Origin of the sequence: Lysinibacillus sp. 54212 (assembly GCF_036662795.1) — a bacterium.
Lineage (GTDB): Bacteria > Bacillota > Bacilli > Bacillales_A > Planococcaceae > Lysinibacillus_B.
This window is the reverse complement of sequence record NZ_JBAFWZ010000010.1, coordinates 121,600-140,050: the sequence shown is the minus strand read 5'-3', so window position 1 is coordinate 140,050 and position 18,451 is coordinate 121,600. Positions and strand designations below refer to the sequence as shown.

The window sequence follows — 18,451 nt, the reverse complement described above, 5'->3', positions numbered from 1 at the left end:
CGTCGCACAAAACATTGCTCCTGACGCTATGCTTTCGTCGCACAAAACATTGCTCCTGACGCTACGCTTTCGTCGCACAAAACATTGCTCCTGACGCTATGCTTTCGTCGCACAAAACATTGCTCTGTAGCGAAACGGGCAGCCGACAGCTACACTCTCCTCTCCTCTACAATCAATTTATAAAGTAGCGGATTCTTATTGCAGTATTTCACCGATTTCAATAATATCTTTACTTATGACTCAGCCTTTTTTTACTCTATGTGCAATTTCTTTCACTGTGCAATTTCTTTGAAAGAGATTACCTTCTACCCTATCCCAGTTTAATTTCCCGAAATTTCAAGCTACTCTATACAAGATTCCTTATCCTTAAATAACCCATTTTACATTACGAGCAATACATGTTTAACTAGTAGAATGAGAAAATACTATATTATGAGGTGATTTTTTTGAATCCACTGATTTCGGTTTGGTTACACCCAAAACAAACAGCTCGATATGTAATCGAACATAAGTCTATTGCCTATTCGTTGTTATTAATTTCTTTAGGCTTTATAGGATCCATTGCAAGTAGTTTAACTGATTCAAATCTTTATCCTAATTTGTCAGCTGGAACGATTGTTATAGCTACCATTATTTTTTCGCCAATTATAGGCATTATTGGCGCGTTCATTTTTGCAGGAATTACTTATTTAATGGGACGGCTATTGAAAGGTACAGGTAGTTTTTTTGATGTTTTCAAAGCTCTTTCATTAGGCTATATACCTTATATCCTCATTATTCCACTTTATTTAGGATGGATGGTAATGGACCCTGACAGCTATTTTTACTTGTATTCTGATTTTAATATTGGCTTAATCTTACTGTCTGCTATGATTTCTTTAATTCCGGCTGTTTTTACAATTGTAATCAACATTGCCGGTGTTGCTGAAGCCCACCACTTCTCTAATTGGCGTGCGTTCTTTTCGGTTATTTTACCTGCTGTTGTATTAATAATCTTACTTTTTGTCGCATTACTTGTCTTTACAGTCTTTTTCATAGCCGTCGTAGGTACATTCTAATGACGAATCGCTAATTTCCTAATATGCGTCAGGCTGTAGACAAAGCATTTACTTAGAAATCTGCAAGCCCTGCCACTCCGCTTTTCGTGGGTGAGCGCCGTGCATGCAGAAACGGAGCGCATGCAACGGAAAACAACGGTTTCTTACTAGTTTTTAAGACTGTGAGCAAAGTCAAATTTATATGAGTTTGACTACAATCTGGCACCTATTTCATAATAGGTGTTTTTTTGACCTCTGTTCTTTCGGAAAATTCTAATTTGTGATACAATTTATTTCGAAAATCGTAATAACTAAGGAGGATTTCTATGTCTATAAGAAAACGACAAAGTGTCAGTATAGAAGAAACATGGAATTTGGAGGATTTATTCTCTTCTGAACAGGCATTCCAAGCTGCAATCGAAACCGTGAAAGCTTTATCATCAAAGATAGAATCTCAATTCAAGGGGAATATTATCGATAGTACGTCTGCCATTGAAGCGATTTCTGCATACGAATCGATTTTTAAAGAACTTGTCCCAATTGGTACGTATGCTAGTCTTTCTTTAAACGTTGACCAAACAAACAGTTCAGAGCAAATGCGCTCTGCAAAGGTAGGTCAACTACAAGCCTCCATTCGTGCTCAGCTTTCATTTATTAACAGCGAGCTACTACTGTTAGATGAAAGCACACTGCAAACTATTGCTGAACAATCACCAGATTACAAAAATTTCATAAATAAATTATTACGTCAAAAGCCGTATCAGCTCCATCCCGAAGCTGAAAAAGCATTAGCCGCTTTTAGTACGACATTGCATGCACCATACGGACTATATAATACAACTAAACTAGTAGATATGAAATTCCCTAATTTCGAGGTAGCTGGAGAAAGCTATCCACTTAGCTATAACCTATTTGAAGGTGATTGGGAGCTAGAAACGAATACAGCGGTTCGCCGAGAAGCATTTTATGCATTTTCTAAAAAGCTACGGGATTATGAAAATACTACAGCTAAGACGTATGATATGCATTTAAAAGTTGAAAAAACAGAGGCAGACTTACGTGGCTATTCTTCTATCTTTGACTATTTATTGCAATCACAAGAGGTTGACAGAACTCTTTATGATCGCCAAATTGATTTAATTATGTCGGAGCTAGCACCTCATATGAGACGTTATGCAAAGCTCTTACAGAAGACACACAATTTAGAGGAAATGACTTTTGCAGATTTGAAGATTTCCTTGGATCCTTCCTACGAACCAACAATTACAGTCGAACAGTCTCGTCAGTATATGAAGGATGGATTATCCGTAATGGGTGAGGATTATGTGAAAATGCTTGACCGCGCATTCCATGAACACTGGATTGATTTTGCACAAAATGAAGGTAAATCAACAGGTGCGTTTTGTTCAAGTCCGTATGGTTACCACCCTTACATTTTAATCTCTTGGACGAGTCGAATGAATGAAGTGTTTGTGTTAGCTCATGAATTAGGTCATGCAGGCCATTTTTATTTGGCAAACGCGGAGCAAAACATTTTCAATGCACGCCCATCACTCTACTTTATTGAAGCGCCGTCAACAATGAATGAAATGCTAATGGCAAATTATTTACTGAAAAATTCTACGGATGCCCGCTTTAAACGTTGGGTCATTTCTACGATTATTTCTCGTACGTACTACCATAATTTTGTAACGCATCTGTTAGAGGCAGCCTATCAACGTAAAGTATACGAGATTATTGATGAGGGCGGGTCTGTAAATGCACCAAAATTGAACGAATTAAAGCGAGGGGTGCTTGAGGAGTTCTGGGGTGATGCCGTTACAATTAGCGAAGGTGCTGAACTAACTTGGATGCGTCAGCCACATTACTATATGGGCCTATATCCATACACTTACTCTGCTGGTTTAACCATTTCAACACAAGTGGCACAGCGTATTTTAAACGAGGGTGAGAAGGCCGTTGCAGATTGGATAGATGTATTAAAAATGGGCGGCACGAAATCACCTACCGAGCTTGCACAGCATGCTGGAGTTGATATTACGACTGAACAACCTTTACGTGACACAATCGCCTATATCGGTAGCTTAATAGATGAATTAGAAGCATTAACAGATGAAATAAATAGATAAATCACACAACACTGGCTATGCAAAATGCTAATTGGTCACTTTGCATAGCCTTTATTTTCTTACTCTATCGATCATGTCAAACATAAGTGGTACGTTTGTACATCGTTGTAAGGAATTATAACGCTCCATTACATACTCCCAGCTTAATGTTAATTTCTCCCTATAAGAGAAGTTTTCTTCTATTTTTGAAAACTGCCTTAAAAATTGCTCTAAAGGGATTTTTAAATTTTTCATAAAAAACTCTGCCCGCTCCATTTTTTCATCTCGAAATTCATTGCGTTCATTCCAAAGCAGATGATCCAAATTTGTTGAAAAATAAAATATCGAATATGGTATTTTTATTCTATTTATAGAAAATATTTCATTTTCAGCTAATTTCTTCACATTAATTGCCTTCAATTTATTACGCTGCTCAATTTTTTGTTTTTTATCCTCATCAACAACATAAATTGCTTCATTCGAATAGGTGAGATTTTCTGTATGTTGGGGTGAAATGACAACACCATCTTTTGGAATAAAGCAGCCATCTGTATCTGTAAAATGAACAACAGCTAGTAAATCCTGCGGGAGCAGTCGATACTTTGTTAAATATTGCTTTATAATCTTACCCACTTTTTTATTAATATTATGGTTATTCCAATCGCTTAAAATATCTCCCTTTTGGACATCTATTCGTATTTCTTCATTATTGTAACGTTCTTGTAAAAAATCATAAAACACCTCTTCCTCTGTATGCCCCTCAACAATTATTAAAATCACCTTTTTACTCATTTGGCTTCCCCGCTTTTCTAAATGCGCGTTTCATTTGGAACAAACTTGTTTCTTCATATATTCGTTCATCTTGTCCACCAACTTGAATTGCACGTAAATACATATCTCTTGTATTAGTAATTGTTTTCATCCCCTTTAACTGCAAGTATCGATTATTTTCATTAGCGGTTGTAAACCAAAGATTCCCTATTGGTAGCACCTCAAGTATACGTAAATTATGGGAGGTGAAAAAAAGCTGCCCCTTCCCGTTCTCTTCTATAATTCCTAGCAGCTCGCCAAGCAAATACTCAAAAACACCTGAATCTAATTCATCGATTAGCACACATGCAGCTGGTTTGTTATATACTGCAACTAAAGCACTTAAGACGGATATTATTTTTAATATTCCCTCTGATTCCGTACGTAATGGGAGAAGGCGATCCCCTCGTTGCGATAAAAATTCAAATCGAACACCTACATCCCCATTATCGAGCATTTGCTCTGTAATTTTTTGTACTTTTATGGCTAACCCTGGAATGATCGTCGATAATACACTATTAGTTTGCTCCACAACTTCGCAAATCGTAATAAATCGGTTTTTTGGCAGTAATGCTGGCTGCACTAAATCATAAGCAATTTCTCCTCGTTTAGTATCCAAATGAACACTTAACGGCATGATGTAGCTTGTCATAATAAGCCCCGTCTTTTTATTATTGATCACATGTAGATTCCGATTAAAATCAATCGCTATATTTTCTAGTAGTGTTATTTCTTCTTCTGTTAAATGGTCGATTAAGGTTTTTTTCAATTCTTTATGAAAGATAAAAGATTTGTTTTCCCTTTTACTGAGCTCATTTACGACCATAACACGGACACGAGCAGATTCTTTCAAGGATTTCATAGCTATAGTACGGATTTGAACATCATCGTTTTCTTTTACTATTAGCACCTTTTTACGCTTCCCTCGAATATTTTCTCGATACGTTATTTTTTCAGCTACTGGATATAAATATTTTTCCCCTTCCTTTAACTCAACATAATAAGTTAAAAAATATTGTCCAAACGAATTACTAACTAAAAACTCAAATTCTAATGAGGCACATTCACCGTCAATATGAATCATTTTCTCATCATTACTAGGCAATTTATTTGAACTTTTCCAGCTTGAAATAAGTATTTTTAATAGTTCAAATGCTAGTATGACAGTTGTTTTTCCAGAACCATTTTGCCCGTATATGCCCATCACATTCGACCTATTAAGATTGATAAAGCTATTCGAAATAGTAATTTCCCCGTTTCGGACATTTTTCAAATTACGGATTTTCACTCTTTGTACTTTCACTACCGATTCCATAGGTGCACCTCACTTTGGTCATATTATTCATAAAAACAAATCAAAATATAACCTAATTAAAGCGGATATTTTTTTGAAACGTAAAAAACCTATCTTCAGCTCATGCTAAAGATAGGCTCCTCAACTCATTTTTTCTCTTTTTTGTTTATATTTTTTGAAATTTCAGACTTATATATTCGTATTAAATCGCTAGAGTATCTTTTATCGTTTGATTAAATAGTTCTGATACACCTGAGTCAATCGCCGCTGATCCCACAGCTTTCGCTACAACCCCTGCTACTCGCTCATCCATTGAGCTTGGAACGATAAATTCCTCATTTAGCTCTTCTTCTGTCACAAGGGAGGCAATTGCTTCAACTGCAGCTAGCTTCATTGCTTCATTAATATCAGTAGCACGAACATCTAACGCTCCACGGAAGATTCCAGGGAAGGCTAACATATTGTTAATTTGATTTGCATAATCTGAGCGACCAGTTCCGATAATACGCACACCCCAAGCTTTTGCATTAGCCGGTGTAATTTCTGGGTTTGGATTTGCCAGTGCAAAGACAATCGGATCATCTGCCATCGATTTAATATGTGATTCCGTTAAAAGATTCGCAACCGATACACCGATAAATACATCTGCACCTACTAAAGCATCATCTAAACTGCCTCGTAAGCCTTCTGGGTTTGTTAGATGGGCAATACCATCCTTAATCGGGTTCATACCTTCTTGACGTCCCTCATAAATAATTCCTTTTGTATCACACATTACTACATTTTTATAACCCATTTGAAGTAAAATTCGTAAGATCGCAATACCTGCAGCACCAGCACCATTAATAACAACCTTCATCGTTTCTACTTCTTTGCCGATGATTTTATTTGCATTGATTAGTCCTGCACCTACTACGATGGCTGTGCCATGTTGATCATCATGGAATACTGGAATATTACATTCTGCACGTAAACGGTCTTCAATTTCAAAGCATCGCGGAGCAGAAATATCCTCTAAGTTAATCCCACCGTATGTTGGTGAAATCGCTTTTACGATATTTACAATTTCATCTACATCTTTCGTAGCTAAACAAACTGGCACAGCATCAACATTCGCAAAGCGCTTTAATAATAACGCTTTCCCTTCCATTACAGGTAAGGCTGCTTCTGGACCGATATCCCCTAAACCTAGAACAGCAGTGCCATCTGTTACTACAGCTACTAAATTCCCTTTCATAGTGTAGTCATACACAAGTGAAGGATTTCGCTCAATTTCTAGACACGGTGCTGCTACCCCAGGAGAATAAGCTAAACTTAAATCATACTTATCTTGCACTGGCACCTTCGACCGGATTTCCATTTTTCCACCGTAATGTTCATGCATTTCTAACGACTTTTTCATCAAGTCCATTTACGTCACCCTTTCGAGAAATCAGTATTTTTCTTTATATTCCAGTATCATATTGCTTCAACGAAATAAAGTCAACAATAATATTAATAATTTATGAAAAAATTAATTTTTTCTCGAAAAAGCTTGATATTACGTCAAATGCTCACAAATTCACAAATTCAAAAACACCAATTATCTCACAACTTTAATTATATTAATATAATTAAAGAAAGCACTTACATTTTTTCAACTTTGATATATCACTAGATTTTTTGTGAATTTATACACGTTTCGTTTTCTTACTCAATATATGAATTCTTTCACAAACTTCGTAAGGGGAAAGTATGTTAAATCCTGCACAATGACACAATTTGTTCACATTTATAACGTACTTCTGTAGCATATTCCAGCAACTTGTTCATCCTTATTTCACCCGCTCGTAAAATCGTGTAAGGTTAAACTGTTAATCGCATTGAAAGAAGGTCTTTTATGTTAGTATTATTGTTTTGTATTGGATTTATTGCGAATGTGATTGGCACACTTGCTGGAGGCGGTGGCTTAATTAGTTTACCTACGATGCTGTTGATCGGTATGCCTGTCCATTCTGCTATCGGGGCAAATAAAGTATCAAATACACTAAGCACCCTATCTAATTTTTACTCTGTATTTAAACGAAAAGAAGTAACTTTAATAGAAGTAACGCCTATACTCTTACTCTGCTTTATCGGTGGCTTGATTGGTGGTGAACTTGCTTCACTATTTAGTGGAGATGAGTTAACCTTTATAGCTATACTGTTTTTATTTTTCGCCTTTATCCTTTCTTTTTTAGGAAAAACCGATTTCGGAGAGAACTTACAGCTAACGATTAGAAAAAAAACAGCCGCACTTCTAGTTAGTGTCGGTATGTATGATGGCTTATTTGGGCCTGGAAGTGGAACCCTACTCCTTTATATTTACGCAAATGAAAAAATTGCCTATATGAAGGCTGTTGTATTAGGTCGAATAGGAATTTTTGCTACTTGCTTTGGTGCAGCAATTATGTATGTTTCATCCGGGCAAATCTTATGGGTAGAAACGTTGTCATTAGCAGCAGGCTCTATATTGGGTTCTCAGCTAGGTATCCTACTCGCAAGAAAAATTAGCGCTCAACAAGCCAAATACTTACTAAGATTGATAACAGCCATTCTCATTATTCAGCTTGCTATTGATTACTTCGTGAAGTAACAACCTTAAAGTGACGTTTTCCCGACTCTACTCTGTATTTAAATTAGGGAGGAAGCACAATGACAGATTGGAAAGAGGCATCTCAAGCAAAACAAGAAGATGAAGCGTTTCTTGAGCTCGTTTTACAGGAGCAGGAAAAGGCATTAGAGGAAGAAAGACAACAAAGGCTTCAAGGGACACAGCAGCAAAAAAAGAAACGACGGACCGTTCGAGTGACTGTTTGGATTATTGCACTTGTCCTTCTATTCAATACTTTCGGCTTAATCTTTCAAATTTACTCTATTCCTGCAATTGAGTTTTTAAAAATATCCTCAAAGCTATCCTTACAGGAGGATATACAAACATATAAAAAAGCTGTTGTTGAAATTTCAACCCACGATAGCAAAGGAACAGGCTTTGCAATTTCAGAGGATGGATACATATTAACAAATGAGCATGTGATAGATGATGCGACTCGCTTAACGGTTGTATTTCCAGACCACGGAATATACGAAGCAGAAATCATTGAAAGCTTCCCTTCTATAGACTTAGCCGTACTAAAAGTGGAAGGAGAAGAATTACCCTATTTAAAGCTAGCCGATTCCTATAGCTCCACTGCCCAAGAGCAAGTAACGTTTATAGGTAATCCATTGTATTTCACCGGAATTGCGAACGAAGGAACAATACTTGAGTCAATACAACTTGAGGACTGGAATGAACCCGTTATGATGATGAAAGCGCCTGTTTACAAGGGGAATAGCGGTAGCCCTGTCATTGCTTCGGATGGCTCAGTCTTAGGTATTGTATTTGCAACGTTAAAAAATGAGGAGCATGGGAAGGTTGGACTTTTCGTACCGGTCGAATACTTTCACCAGTATGCATCAGAGGATCGACCTTAGTGTACGTTATCCGACTAGCTCTATATGATATAATGCTAAAACAGAAATGAGGGATAGTATGCAAATTCAATTTTTAGGTACGGGTGCTGGCATGCCGTCCAAAGAACGTAATGTGACTGCAATTGCCTTAAAGCTATTAGACGAAATTGGTAGCATCTGGCTATTTGATTGTGGAGAAGCAACGCAGCATCAAATACTGAACACTTCTATTAGACCTAGAAGAATCGATAAAATTTTCATTACTCATTTACATGGTGATCATATTTTTGGCTTGCCCGGTTTTTTAAGCTCTCGTTCTTTTTTAGGAGGCGATTCAGCGCTTACGATTTTCGGCCCTGCCGGATTACAGCAATATGTAGAAGCAGCCCTTGGTGTATCGAAAACCCATTTAACGTATCCGGTGATATTTGTCGAAATAGATTCAGGTGTTATTTATGAGGATGAGAATTTTCTTGTTCTAGCCGACAAATTAGAGCATACGATTGAATGCTTCGGCTATCGAATCTTGCAAAAGGATTTGCCTGGTAGGTTACTGATAGAAAAAGTCCAAGAGCTAGGAGTTCCAAAAGGTCCACTGTACCGTCAGCTTAAAAACGGTTCCGATGTTACACTGGATGATGGTACTGTTGTTAGGAGTGCCGATGTTGTCACACTTCCACAAAAAGGATTTATCGTTACCATTTTAGGTGATACGAAATATTCGAATTCAGCCATTAAACTAAGTGAGAATGCTGATATTGTAGTGCATGAAGCAACTTTCAATCATTCGACAACAAATTTAGCAGCAAGCTATGGGCATTCCACAAATATGGAGGCAGCCCATGTTGCGACGAAGGCAAACGCTAAAAATTTAATTATGACGCATATTAGTGCTAGATTTTTAAAACATGAGGTCGAGGCATTACTCGCTGAAAGTCGAACAATTTTTGCAAATACATTTGTGGCCCATGATTTACAAACATTCGATTTCAAAAACAATCGATTAACGGAAGGCTAACGTGCAATTATAATGAAATCGCTTCGAGTGAAACAAAAAGATTTTTTACTATTAGATACGATATAAAAATGTAATCTATATCTTTAAATGCTGAGACAAAAGTTATTAATCATACACTGAAATAAAAGGCAAGCCTGGACACGTTAGACTTCTGTCGCTGAAATACATTTGATGGTACAGCGGTAAAGGAGCGAAGTGACGAGGCTTGCCGATTTTATGCAATGATAATTAGTTTTTTACAGTTTGAGTACTAGCAAAATGATTATCTTTAGTACGGAGAATCATCGAGACTATCCCTTTAAAATTGAGTTTATTATATGCATCGAATCCCATTCTCCGAAAGAAATGCGACTAATCGGATATTTTTTTGTAAATAATTCATTAGCAATTTCTTTATTGCTGTATCCCTCTTTATTTAATGTGATTACTTGATCTTGTAGAGTTAATAAAAAATCATGTTTATTTACAAGTGCTTTTCGTCCATCCTTTACGTAGCCAGCATGACAACAAAACATTTCATCGAAATCATACGTTAGCACTTTTTCTAATGAAGATATGATCGTCGGAATACTCTCCTCCTTTAAAATTACCTTTGTTTTTGGCATCACATATAAATCTCCTGTAAAAAGCTGACCTGTCTCTCGATTTAAAAAGGCGAGATGATCTACAGCATGACCAGGTGTTTCAATCACATCCCACGTTGCAGAGTTTGACTGAAATGTTTGTCCAATCGGCTGGGCCTCGAACGGCTCCCTTTTTCCCCAGAAAATTTTTCGATAAAAAGGATAATCCGCTTCTTTCATACAATAGCTTCGCATTATATCGTTCATATAAATAGGAATGCCCTTCTCCGCTAAGTATGCCGCACCTCCTGTATGATCCTCGTGATAATGTGTAAGAACAACTTGCTCAATCCTATGTTCATCAAAATATGGAATGAAATAGTTTCTTAAAGAGGCACTACCTGTATCAATTAGTACACCATCCGCTACAAAGCTATACACATTTAATCGTATATTTCGAAATACATTTTTTCCATTTCCAAAATGCACACCTGAAATTTGCCCTTTTTCAAAATTCTTCTTAAACAACAAAATACCCCCTCTAAGCAGAAATAGTATAACTTTTCTATAATTTAACATAAAATGAATAGGTATTCACCATTGAGATTCTATGTATGCATAATGACTGTTAATTTACTCCTCATTTACTTAATCAATTTTATTTTCTTCGTCAATATATTTAAAATTAAAGTCCATTCCCCATTCTTACAACGTGATTTAATCCTTGCGAGACGAGGCAACTAAAATTACTTTTGAGCTAAAAGGCGCTAACCTCTCACAAAAGAAACAACAACGTCTGCAATATCATAGGAATAATTTAACAAAACCCTTTTTGTATACGTTATAATAGAAGAAAAAAGAAACGAGGTCTTTTATGTTTGCAATTGAAATTAATCAATTAACTAAAAAATTCGGCGATTTTACAAGCATTCAAGACATCCATTTACAAATCGAGCACGGAGAAATTTTTGGTTTTTTAGGTCCAAATGGGGCGGGAAAATCAACGACCATTCGGCATTTAATGGGGTTTATCCGTCCGACAGAGGGCACCTGCTCAATGAACGGGCTAGATTGTCTTAAAGATGCTGCAGAAATTCAAAAAAAGATTGGCTATTTACCAGGAGAAATTGCATTTTTTGATAAAATGACCGGCACTCAGTTTATTCAATTTATTGGAAAAATGAAAGGACTTCAGGATTTTTCCCGAGCAGAGGAGCTTATTCATTTTTTTGAGCTAGATCCTTCTCGCTCTATTCGAAAAATGTCAAAAGGGATGAAGCAAAAGGTCGGTCTTGTATGTGCTTTTATGCATAAACCAGAAATTGTTATTTTAGATGAGCCTACGAGCGGACTTGATCCTTTAATGCAAACAAAATTTATCGAGTTTATTTTAGAGGAAAAAAAGCGAGGGACAACTGTTTTTATGTCCTCACATATGATTGAAGAAGTAGAAAAAACATGTGACCGTGTAGCGATTATTTCGAAAGGTAAGCTTGTGGCTGTCGATAAGGTAAGTGATTTAAAGGAACGGAAAATAAAGAAATATGTCGTTACTTTTGGGGATGAAAAGCAGGCTTCCCGTTTTATACAGGAGGATTTTATTAGTTCACCTATATCAAGTTTGGATATCTCGGTACAAATTCAAGGAAATATTCAAGCTTTTATTAAATGCCTAGCGAACTATGACGTGAAAGCGTTAGATGTCGTTACTCAATCGCTTGAAGAAGTATTTTTAGATTATTATAAGGATGGAGGAAATCCTCTATGAACCTTCCGTTATTTTTAAAGGAAATAAAATCGATGAGCAGGATTTTCATCATCATTATTTCCGTAATATCGCTGTATGTCATAAGTATTGTGTATATGTATGACCCAAAAACTTCCGAAATGCTGGACCAATTTGCAGCAATGATGCCCGAAATGATGGCCGCCTTTGGAATAAGTGACTTCGGCTCAACCTTGACCGAATTTATTTCCACTTATTTATATGGCATGCTGCTACTATTACTACCACTCGTTTTTATCATTATGTTAGCAAACCGATTAATTATGAGCTATATCGATAATGGCTCCATGGCTTACTTATTAGCAACACCTAATACTCGAAAAAAAATTGTAACGACACAAGCGATTGTTCTTGTTTTTAGTCTGTTTTTATTAATTTCGTTAACTACACTTATTGAAATCATCACGATCGCAGCCCTTTTCCCAGAAGAGCTAGAAATAAATTCATTGCTGCTTTTAAATGCTGGGCTATTTTGTTTACATTTTGCTATAAGTAGTATGTGCTTTTTCATCTCCTGCTCAAGCAAAGATTCTCAGATGTCTTACGGACTTAGTATCGCTATACCAGTAGGCTTTTATTTAATTCAGGCGTTAGCCAATATCGGTGGAAAACTAGAGGATTTAAAATATGCTACAATTTTTTCACTCTATTCGCCTGAGCAAATTCTTGCCAATGATTCGCAAGCACTTTGGCTATGTGCTGTATTAGTTATCATAGGCATTATCTTTTATGGGCTTGCCATTCGAATTTTTGTGAAAAGGGATTTAAATTTGTAGAGACTATCATTGATAAAGCAAAAGGCTGCCTTAGAACGACAGCCTTTTTCCTATTACCCTTTTTCCACATCATGCTCTGTAATCCAGTCGCTATAGCTCCCGACATAAAGGCGGACTTTTTTGTAGCCGGCTTCCTTTAATACCGCATATAACGGAGAGGCAGTGACACCCGATCCACAGTACACAACGATTTCATCTTCTTTTGGTACGGCTTGTAGCAGCGCTTCGGTTGGTGCTAGTGTGTTGCCTTGCTTCACTTGCTCCCAATCAAAATTTTGTGCAGTTGGAATATGCCCAGCAATCGGATCAAGCGGCTCCATTTCACCTCGGTATCTTGCAGCGGCTCGGGCATCTAATAATAGGGCGTCCGTCTCCCCTATTGTAATTGCCTTTACATATTCCCGACTTGCATAGGACTCCTCATTCCACTGTGGAATAATTGTAGACCGATCATAGCTCACTGTACCGGTCTCAGTTTCCAAACCAGCTTCCTTTAAAGCCGTGAAGCCACCATTGACGATATAGACCTTTTTAAATCCTGCATAGGATAGCATCCACCAGGCACGAGTAGCAAACGGTGTCCCGCCCTGGTCATAAACATAAACAGTATCCTTTAACGCTAGCCCAACAGACTCAAATAAATCAATGAGCTTTTCTTTTTCAGGCATCGGATGACGTCCTGCCTTCTTTGTCATATCCGATAAATGCTGCTCTAAATCAAAATATACTGCACCTTTTATATGCTCTTCATTGTAAAGAGCTTGACCGCGCTTCGAATCTGATAAATTGAAACGCGCATCAATAAAACGTGCGGGTACTTGAATTTCATCTACAGTTACAAAAACCTTTGTCATTGAAACCACTCCTTATGCTTGAAGCTGTGCATAAATATCCTTCCATGAGGCTAATCGACTTTCCTCCTGAAGTAATAATCGCTCCGTTTCAATTTGCTCGATTGCTTGATCTAGAAGGTGTAAACGAAGGGATTCAGCCTCAGTTGTGATAAATCCGTTTGCCCAATCTTCAAGACGCTTTTTCTCCTGCTCTATATAACCTTGCGCATCCGGCTTCGTTAAGCCCTCTAACGCTTCTTTTAATTGCTCTTTTTCATTTTTCTCGAAAAACGCTTTTTGATTTTTATAGTAGGATTTTACACTTGCATATTTTTCTCGATCTGCAAATAGTCCTGTGAAATCTAAAATACTTGGCTCTCCTGGTTCGTACGCCATAAATGAGAAGCTATGGTTCAATTCTTTTAGAGCTTGCGCCCCTTCCTTAAAGCGTTCCTTCATTTGCTTTTGCACGAATTGTGCTAAGCGGAAATTCGTCACACGCAGCTCCTGTGTAAAATCAAAGCTTAGTGCATGTAACACTTCCTTTAAAGCTGTATCAAGCGCTTGCTGTGTTGGAAGCTGTGCAAACGTAGAAGGGTTATAGCTTTCACGGAAGAAGTCAGGATAACGATAATAAACACGTTGCATAACGTAGTATAATAACTCCTCTAATTCCTGTTTCGAATCCTTCTCCAGCATTGCTGTGTTGCTTAACTGATACTGATTTCGTACATGCTGCTCAAGCTGTTGTAGTTCTGCTAAACGCTCATCTTTTCGCTTTAAATTGTCTTCCGTTTGCTGAATTAAATCATGAAGTCGAGCATGTGTTTTTTCTACTTCTTCATTTAGAGCCTGCACAGCAATCCCCATTAGCTCCTCATTTAAGAAGTGATGGAAAGCCTCTTCAAATGGTGCAATGCCTGATTGAAGCTCTGCCCCTTCTTGTTTTTCTTTAAGAGCTTGTAAACTAGATACACCATAAAGACGCGGGAATCGAATTCCAAAGCGTTGCAGCTCTGAACGTACGTAATTTTTCACTTCATCTGCCTCTTCTTCAGTAGAAGCTAGGTCAATTGCATTGACAACAAAGAACATTTTATCAAGCTCAAATGCATCTTTAACGCGTCCAAGCTGAATTAAAAACTCACGGTCTGCTTTTGCAAATGCATGATTATAATACGTAATGAAAAGAATCGCATCTGCATTTCGGATATAATCGAACGCTACGCCCGTATGACGTGCATTAATTGAGTCTGCCCCTGGTGTATCTACAAGTGTGACACCCATTCGTGTTAGTGGTGAATCAAAATAGAAATCGATATTATCAACAAAGCACGAACGATTTTCCTGTGCTACAAATTTTTCAAAATCTTCGCGGTTTACACGAAGAATTGTGCCAAGCTGATCCTTAAATTCATTAAAGCCTTCGCTGTAGGCGCGAATAAATGATTTATGAACATTAAGTCGTTCATCAGACAGACTAACATCAAGTCCTTCTTGTGCTCGGTCAAATGCTTCCTGTAATGAAGATACATTCAGTCCGATCGCCTCATAGGATGCTCTAATATCCTCTAATAACTGTCTATCTGTTTTTAATCTTACATCTGCTGTTTCATGCGGATGCTCAGGTGTTACTGGGCGAATCTTATTAATAGCTGCTGTCGTTGGATTTGGTGATACAGGTAATACCCTCGAGCCCATAAGTGCATTGGAAAAGCTGGATTTCCCCGCACTAAACGCTCCGAATAAAGCGATTGTAAAATCCTTCTTCTGTAGGCGCTCGACTTTTTTCGTTAGGAAGCTTGCAACTTCTTTAAAGCCTTGGACATTGCCAACTGCCTGTGCTGTTTTCATTGCATTGGCTGCAACTATCTCAGAGTTGTGTGAGCTACTAGCTGCTACTTCCTGCTGCTGCTCCATTTCAAAAGTAGCTTCCTCTTTTGGCAATAACATCGACTCATTGAACGGACGAATTTCAGATAAGGCTTTTTCATAATCCGTCTGCCAATTTGCAAATTGTGTTTTGGCTGCTGCTCTTGTTTCCTTTGAGGCCTGTGTCATCTGCTTGTCACTAAATATTTTACGTTCATCCATTTCTCGAATTTGATGAATCGCTGAGATTTTGCCTTTCATAGCGTTAATTTTTAGTTGGACTGGTGCCGATACTTCAGATTCTACTTGCTGTAGTACAGACTCCTGCTCTTTTTTCCATGCATCCGTCTCACGAATAAAGTGGCGCTTTGTTGCTTCTGCAACACGATTGGCGAAATTTAATACGGCATCTCCGGTTACCATTACATTGCCTTGCACCTGCTCCTCAATTAATGAAAACGGTACAGCAAAATCTCTTTCATCAATAGAGGCAGCTCGCGCCTCAGTTAAAGCACCAACATCCTTTAATGATTGCTTCATTAAAGATTTAATATGACCAATTAATTGTGATTGAAGAACCGTTTGGAACGTTGCATTTGCTTCTTGGATTCGACGCTGACGCTCTTCTTCTGTTTTTCGTTTCGCAGTAAAGAGGCCCCCTACTTTAAAGCCTTCTTGACGTGATTCTAAATAGCCTCGTAATTTATCACGGAAATCAGCAGGCATAATCGCTGCATTGGCTAATAAATCTTTACGCTTTTCCTCAAATGTTTCATTCCACTGTTCAAAGGAGAATAGCTCTGTTTGAAGTGTCAGCTTATCGTATTGCTCTAAAAGATCTTCATGATGTGCCCAATCATCCTGCGATAAGATTTCTTCATTCGCTTCAAGGCGATCCTGCTTTTCATCTGCTAAAAACGCCTCATGCTCATCATGGAGCTTTGTTAATGTATTTTTGGCTGTTAATACAAGCTGCTCCTGCCAATCTTCCATCGAATCCATCACAATCTTTTTCACCTTCATAAAATCATTGTGAGGATGATCTTGTTGCTTTAACGACGTAAAGAAAATATCTTTTGGATACACACCCCAAGCAGCAAAAGAATTATGAACGGATTGCTTAAATTCTTCAAAAGAAAGCTCCGAATCACGATGCTTGTCGATTTGATTAACAATCAAATAAACATTCTCGTTATATTTCATTAATTGTTTTGTGAATTGGAAGTTTAACTCTGATTGCACGTGATTATAGTCCATTGTGTAAAATACAACATCTGCAATATGAAGGGCAGATTCTGTACTCATTGCATGTGCATCATCAGTTGAGTCAACACCGGGTGTATCCATTACCGTTACACCTGAAGGTAGCGTTGATGAGCTATGACCAATCTCGATTTGAGACACAAGCTCGCCGTTCTTACTTAGTTCTTTTACTTGCTTAATATCATAGCCCGCCTCAAATTTTACAGGTTGCTCCTTATGTAAATAGAGAATAGCATAGTCTTCATTAGACTTATGCACCTTTACGATATTTGCGCTTGTTGGAATTGGACTTGTAGCTAAAATATTTTCTCCTGACAGTGCGTTAATCATACTGGATTTTCCTGCGGAGAAATGACCTGCAAATCCAATTACATATTCCTTCTGTAGTAGCTTGCGCGCAAAAAGATGAAGCTTCTCTATTCGCTCTGCATCCTGATTTTGCGAGTAAATTATGTATTGAATTGCTGATTGTTGTAAAAGTTGTTCAATTTGCTGATCTAAAGCATTCATTCTTTCTAATGCCCCTTTGTTTAAATTTTGTCACAAATATATAGTACCACGGTTTTAAGTAAAATCGGCTATAAAATAACGACTCTAACTACATTTTTCAACTTTTTTGTCATTTCTTTCGTTGCAATCTTCCAATAATTGAATGCAAAATTCGATAGTTCTATTGATGAATCTTCCTATTATATATAGTGATAATTTAGCCTCTTTTAGATTTTTAGTTGTACACAAGGATAATACACATGTTAAGATGAAGAAAAAGTCTTGAAGAGGGTGCATACTAATGAGTACGTCGAAGCATATTCAAACAATTTTAAATGGGACAATCCATGCATTAAAATCCATCTTACCTATGAATATTGAAATCTCTTCACCGTCCCTAACTACTGAGCCCTTTATTCAACAAGAAATGGGTGTATTGATCGGCTTAGTCGGAGATTTAAAAGGTCGTATTATTATAGATGGTTCCCCTACTACATTTGGGGCAATTGGCTCTACCATGTTCGGCATGCCGCTTGAAGGAGAAATGCTTGAATCATTCACTGGAGAATTTGGTAATATGATTGCCGGTAATTTATGTACGCACGTTGGGCAAAACGAATTAGAATTAGATATTACTCCTCCTACTGTAATGGTCGGTAATACAAAGCTTTATGGCTTTCAATCAGCCTTTAGACTACCGGCAAGTATCGATACGGCAGGAAATATCACGATCTTATTAACGATAGATGAGGAAGAATAAATTTTACATATAACAAAAGAATTCACTCTAAACAGTTATTCCATCACAATGGAATAGCTGTTTTTTTATTTTTATAGGAATAAAAGCAGTCCACAGCCTCTTACTTTTTTCACACTTTTTTCACACTTTTTTCACAAAATCCTATGCTCGTTGTGATTTTTATCACATCTTACGTTTTTTATTTTTTATATGATGAAGGCAAGAACTACTATTTCATCTACAAGTAGGAGGGAGAATTATGGCAAACAAGAAAAAATCGGACGAGGAGCTAAAAGGTACGCTGTATGCGACTTTCGCAGTAGGTATAGTAATCATTTTAATTTGGGCTTATTGCTTCAGCCTATTTACAGATCGCTTCTAGCGACAAATTA

At 37.4% G+C, this 18,451-nt stretch carries 15 protein-coding genes; 9 read left to right on the top strand and 6 right to left on the bottom strand.

Translation table 11 applies throughout. The features are described from left to right. Positions 1 to 446: 446 nt before the first annotated feature. Both V4T18_RS09455 and pepF read left to right on the top strand, forming a co-directional pair. Positions 447 to 1,058 (top strand): YIP1 family protein, encoded by a 612-nt coding sequence (locus V4T18_RS09455; RefSeq protein ID WP_332648954.1) that lies wholly within the window; start codon positions 447 to 449, stop codon positions 1,056 to 1,058. A gap of 305 nt (positions 1,059 to 1,363) precedes the next feature. Then, positions 1,364 to 3,166 (top strand): oligoendopeptidase F, encoded by a 1,803-nt coding sequence (gene pepF / locus V4T18_RS09450; protein WP_332648953.1) that lies wholly within the window; start codon positions 1,364 to 1,366, stop codon positions 3,164 to 3,166. Between the two features lie 51 nt (positions 3,167 to 3,217). Here pepF and V4T18_RS09445 read toward each other — a convergent pair whose 3' ends face one another. The 3 genes from V4T18_RS09445 to V4T18_RS09435 all read right to left on the bottom strand — a co-directional run bounded on the left by V4T18_RS09445 (position 3,218) and on the right by V4T18_RS09435 (position 6,660). Then, complete coding sequence (locus V4T18_RS09445) at positions 3,218 to 3,937, bottom strand: hypothetical protein (protein ID WP_332648952.1); 720 nt, start codon at positions 3,935 to 3,937, stop codon at positions 3,218 to 3,220. After that, positions 3,930 to 5,270 carry an ATP-binding protein gene (locus V4T18_RS09440; protein ID WP_332648951.1) on the bottom strand — a complete coding sequence of 447 codons (1,341 nt, stop codon included), beginning with the start codon at positions 5,268 to 5,270 and terminating at the stop codon, positions 3,930 to 3,932. The genes V4T18_RS09445 and V4T18_RS09440 overlap by 8 nt, the downstream gene beginning before the upstream one ends. Before the next feature lie 181 nt (positions 5,271 to 5,451). Beyond that, positions 5,452 to 6,660 carry an NAD(P)-dependent malic enzyme gene (locus V4T18_RS09435; protein WP_332648950.1) on the bottom strand — a complete coding sequence of 403 codons (1,209 nt, stop codon included), beginning with the start codon at positions 6,658 to 6,660 and terminating at the stop codon, positions 5,452 to 5,454. Positions 6,661 to 7,128: 468 nt separating this feature from the next. Here V4T18_RS09435 and V4T18_RS09430 point away from each other — a divergent pair, with 468 nt between their 5' ends. From V4T18_RS09430 to rnz, 3 genes are read left to right on the top strand one after another with little or no spacing between them, the layout of a single operon-like run. Then, complete coding sequence (locus V4T18_RS09430; RefSeq protein WP_332648949.1) at positions 7,129 to 7,863, top strand: sulfite exporter TauE/SafE family protein; 735 nt, start codon at positions 7,129 to 7,131, stop codon at positions 7,861 to 7,863. A 59-nt stretch (positions 7,864 to 7,922) separates the two neighbouring features. Continuing rightward, positions 7,923 to 8,741: a S1C family serine protease gene (locus V4T18_RS09425; RefSeq protein ID WP_332648948.1), complete on the top strand. Its 819-nt coding sequence runs from the start codon at positions 7,923 to 7,925 to the stop codon at positions 8,739 to 8,741. A 58-nt stretch (positions 8,742 to 8,799) separates the two neighbouring features. Continuing rightward, positions 8,800 to 9,738: a ribonuclease Z gene (rnz, locus tag V4T18_RS09420; protein ID WP_332648947.1), complete on the top strand. Its 939-nt coding sequence runs from the start codon at positions 8,800 to 8,802 to the stop codon at positions 9,736 to 9,738. Positions 9,739 to 10,028: 290 nt separating this feature from the next. On the opposite strand, the gene V4T18_RS09415 is transcribed toward rnz, so the two are convergent. Then, positions 10,029 to 10,832, bottom strand: coding sequence for an MBL fold metallo-hydrolase (locus V4T18_RS09415; protein WP_332648946.1), 804 nt, complete (start codon positions 10,830 to 10,832; stop codon positions 10,029 to 10,031). 343 nt (positions 10,833 to 11,175) lie between these two features. Between V4T18_RS09415 and V4T18_RS09410 the strand changes: the two genes are divergently transcribed. After that, positions 11,176 to 12,069, top strand: a complete 894-nt coding sequence (locus V4T18_RS09410) for an ABC transporter ATP-binding protein (protein ID WP_332648945.1) — start codon at positions 11,176 to 11,178, stop codon at positions 12,067 to 12,069. Further along, the gene (locus V4T18_RS09405; RefSeq protein ID WP_332648944.1) at positions 12,066 to 12,863 is read left to right on the top strand and encodes an ABC transporter permease subunit; all 798 of its coding nucleotides are present in this window, start codon (positions 12,066 to 12,068) and stop codon (positions 12,861 to 12,863) included. Before V4T18_RS09410 ends, V4T18_RS09405 begins: the two co-directional genes overlap by 4 nt. A gap of 53 nt (positions 12,864 to 12,916) precedes the next feature. Here V4T18_RS09405 and V4T18_RS09400 read toward each other — a convergent pair whose 3' ends face one another. Both V4T18_RS09400 and V4T18_RS09395 read right to left on the bottom strand, forming a co-directional pair. Further along, complete coding sequence (locus V4T18_RS09400) at positions 12,917 to 13,717, bottom strand: sulfurtransferase (protein ID WP_332648943.1); 801 nt, start codon at positions 13,715 to 13,717, stop codon at positions 12,917 to 12,919. 12 nt (positions 13,718 to 13,729) lie between these two features. Next, positions 13,730 to 17,341: a dynamin family protein gene (locus V4T18_RS09395; protein ID WP_332648942.1), complete on the bottom strand. Its 3,612-nt coding sequence runs from the start codon at positions 17,339 to 17,341 to the stop codon at positions 13,730 to 13,732. Between the two features lie 280 nt (positions 17,342 to 17,621). Between V4T18_RS09395 and V4T18_RS09390 the strand changes: the two genes are divergently transcribed. Further along, positions 17,622 to 18,080 (top strand): chemotaxis protein CheX, encoded by a 459-nt coding sequence (locus tag V4T18_RS09390; RefSeq protein WP_332648941.1) that lies wholly within the window; start codon positions 17,622 to 17,624, stop codon positions 18,078 to 18,080. A 238-nt stretch (positions 18,081 to 18,318) separates the two neighbouring features. Beyond that, a complete protein-coding gene (locus V4T18_RS09385; RefSeq protein ID WP_332648940.1) occupies positions 18,319 to 18,441 on the top strand; it encodes a hypothetical protein in 123 nt (40 codons plus the stop codon). The last annotated feature ends 10 nt before the right edge of the window (positions 18,442 to 18,451 follow it).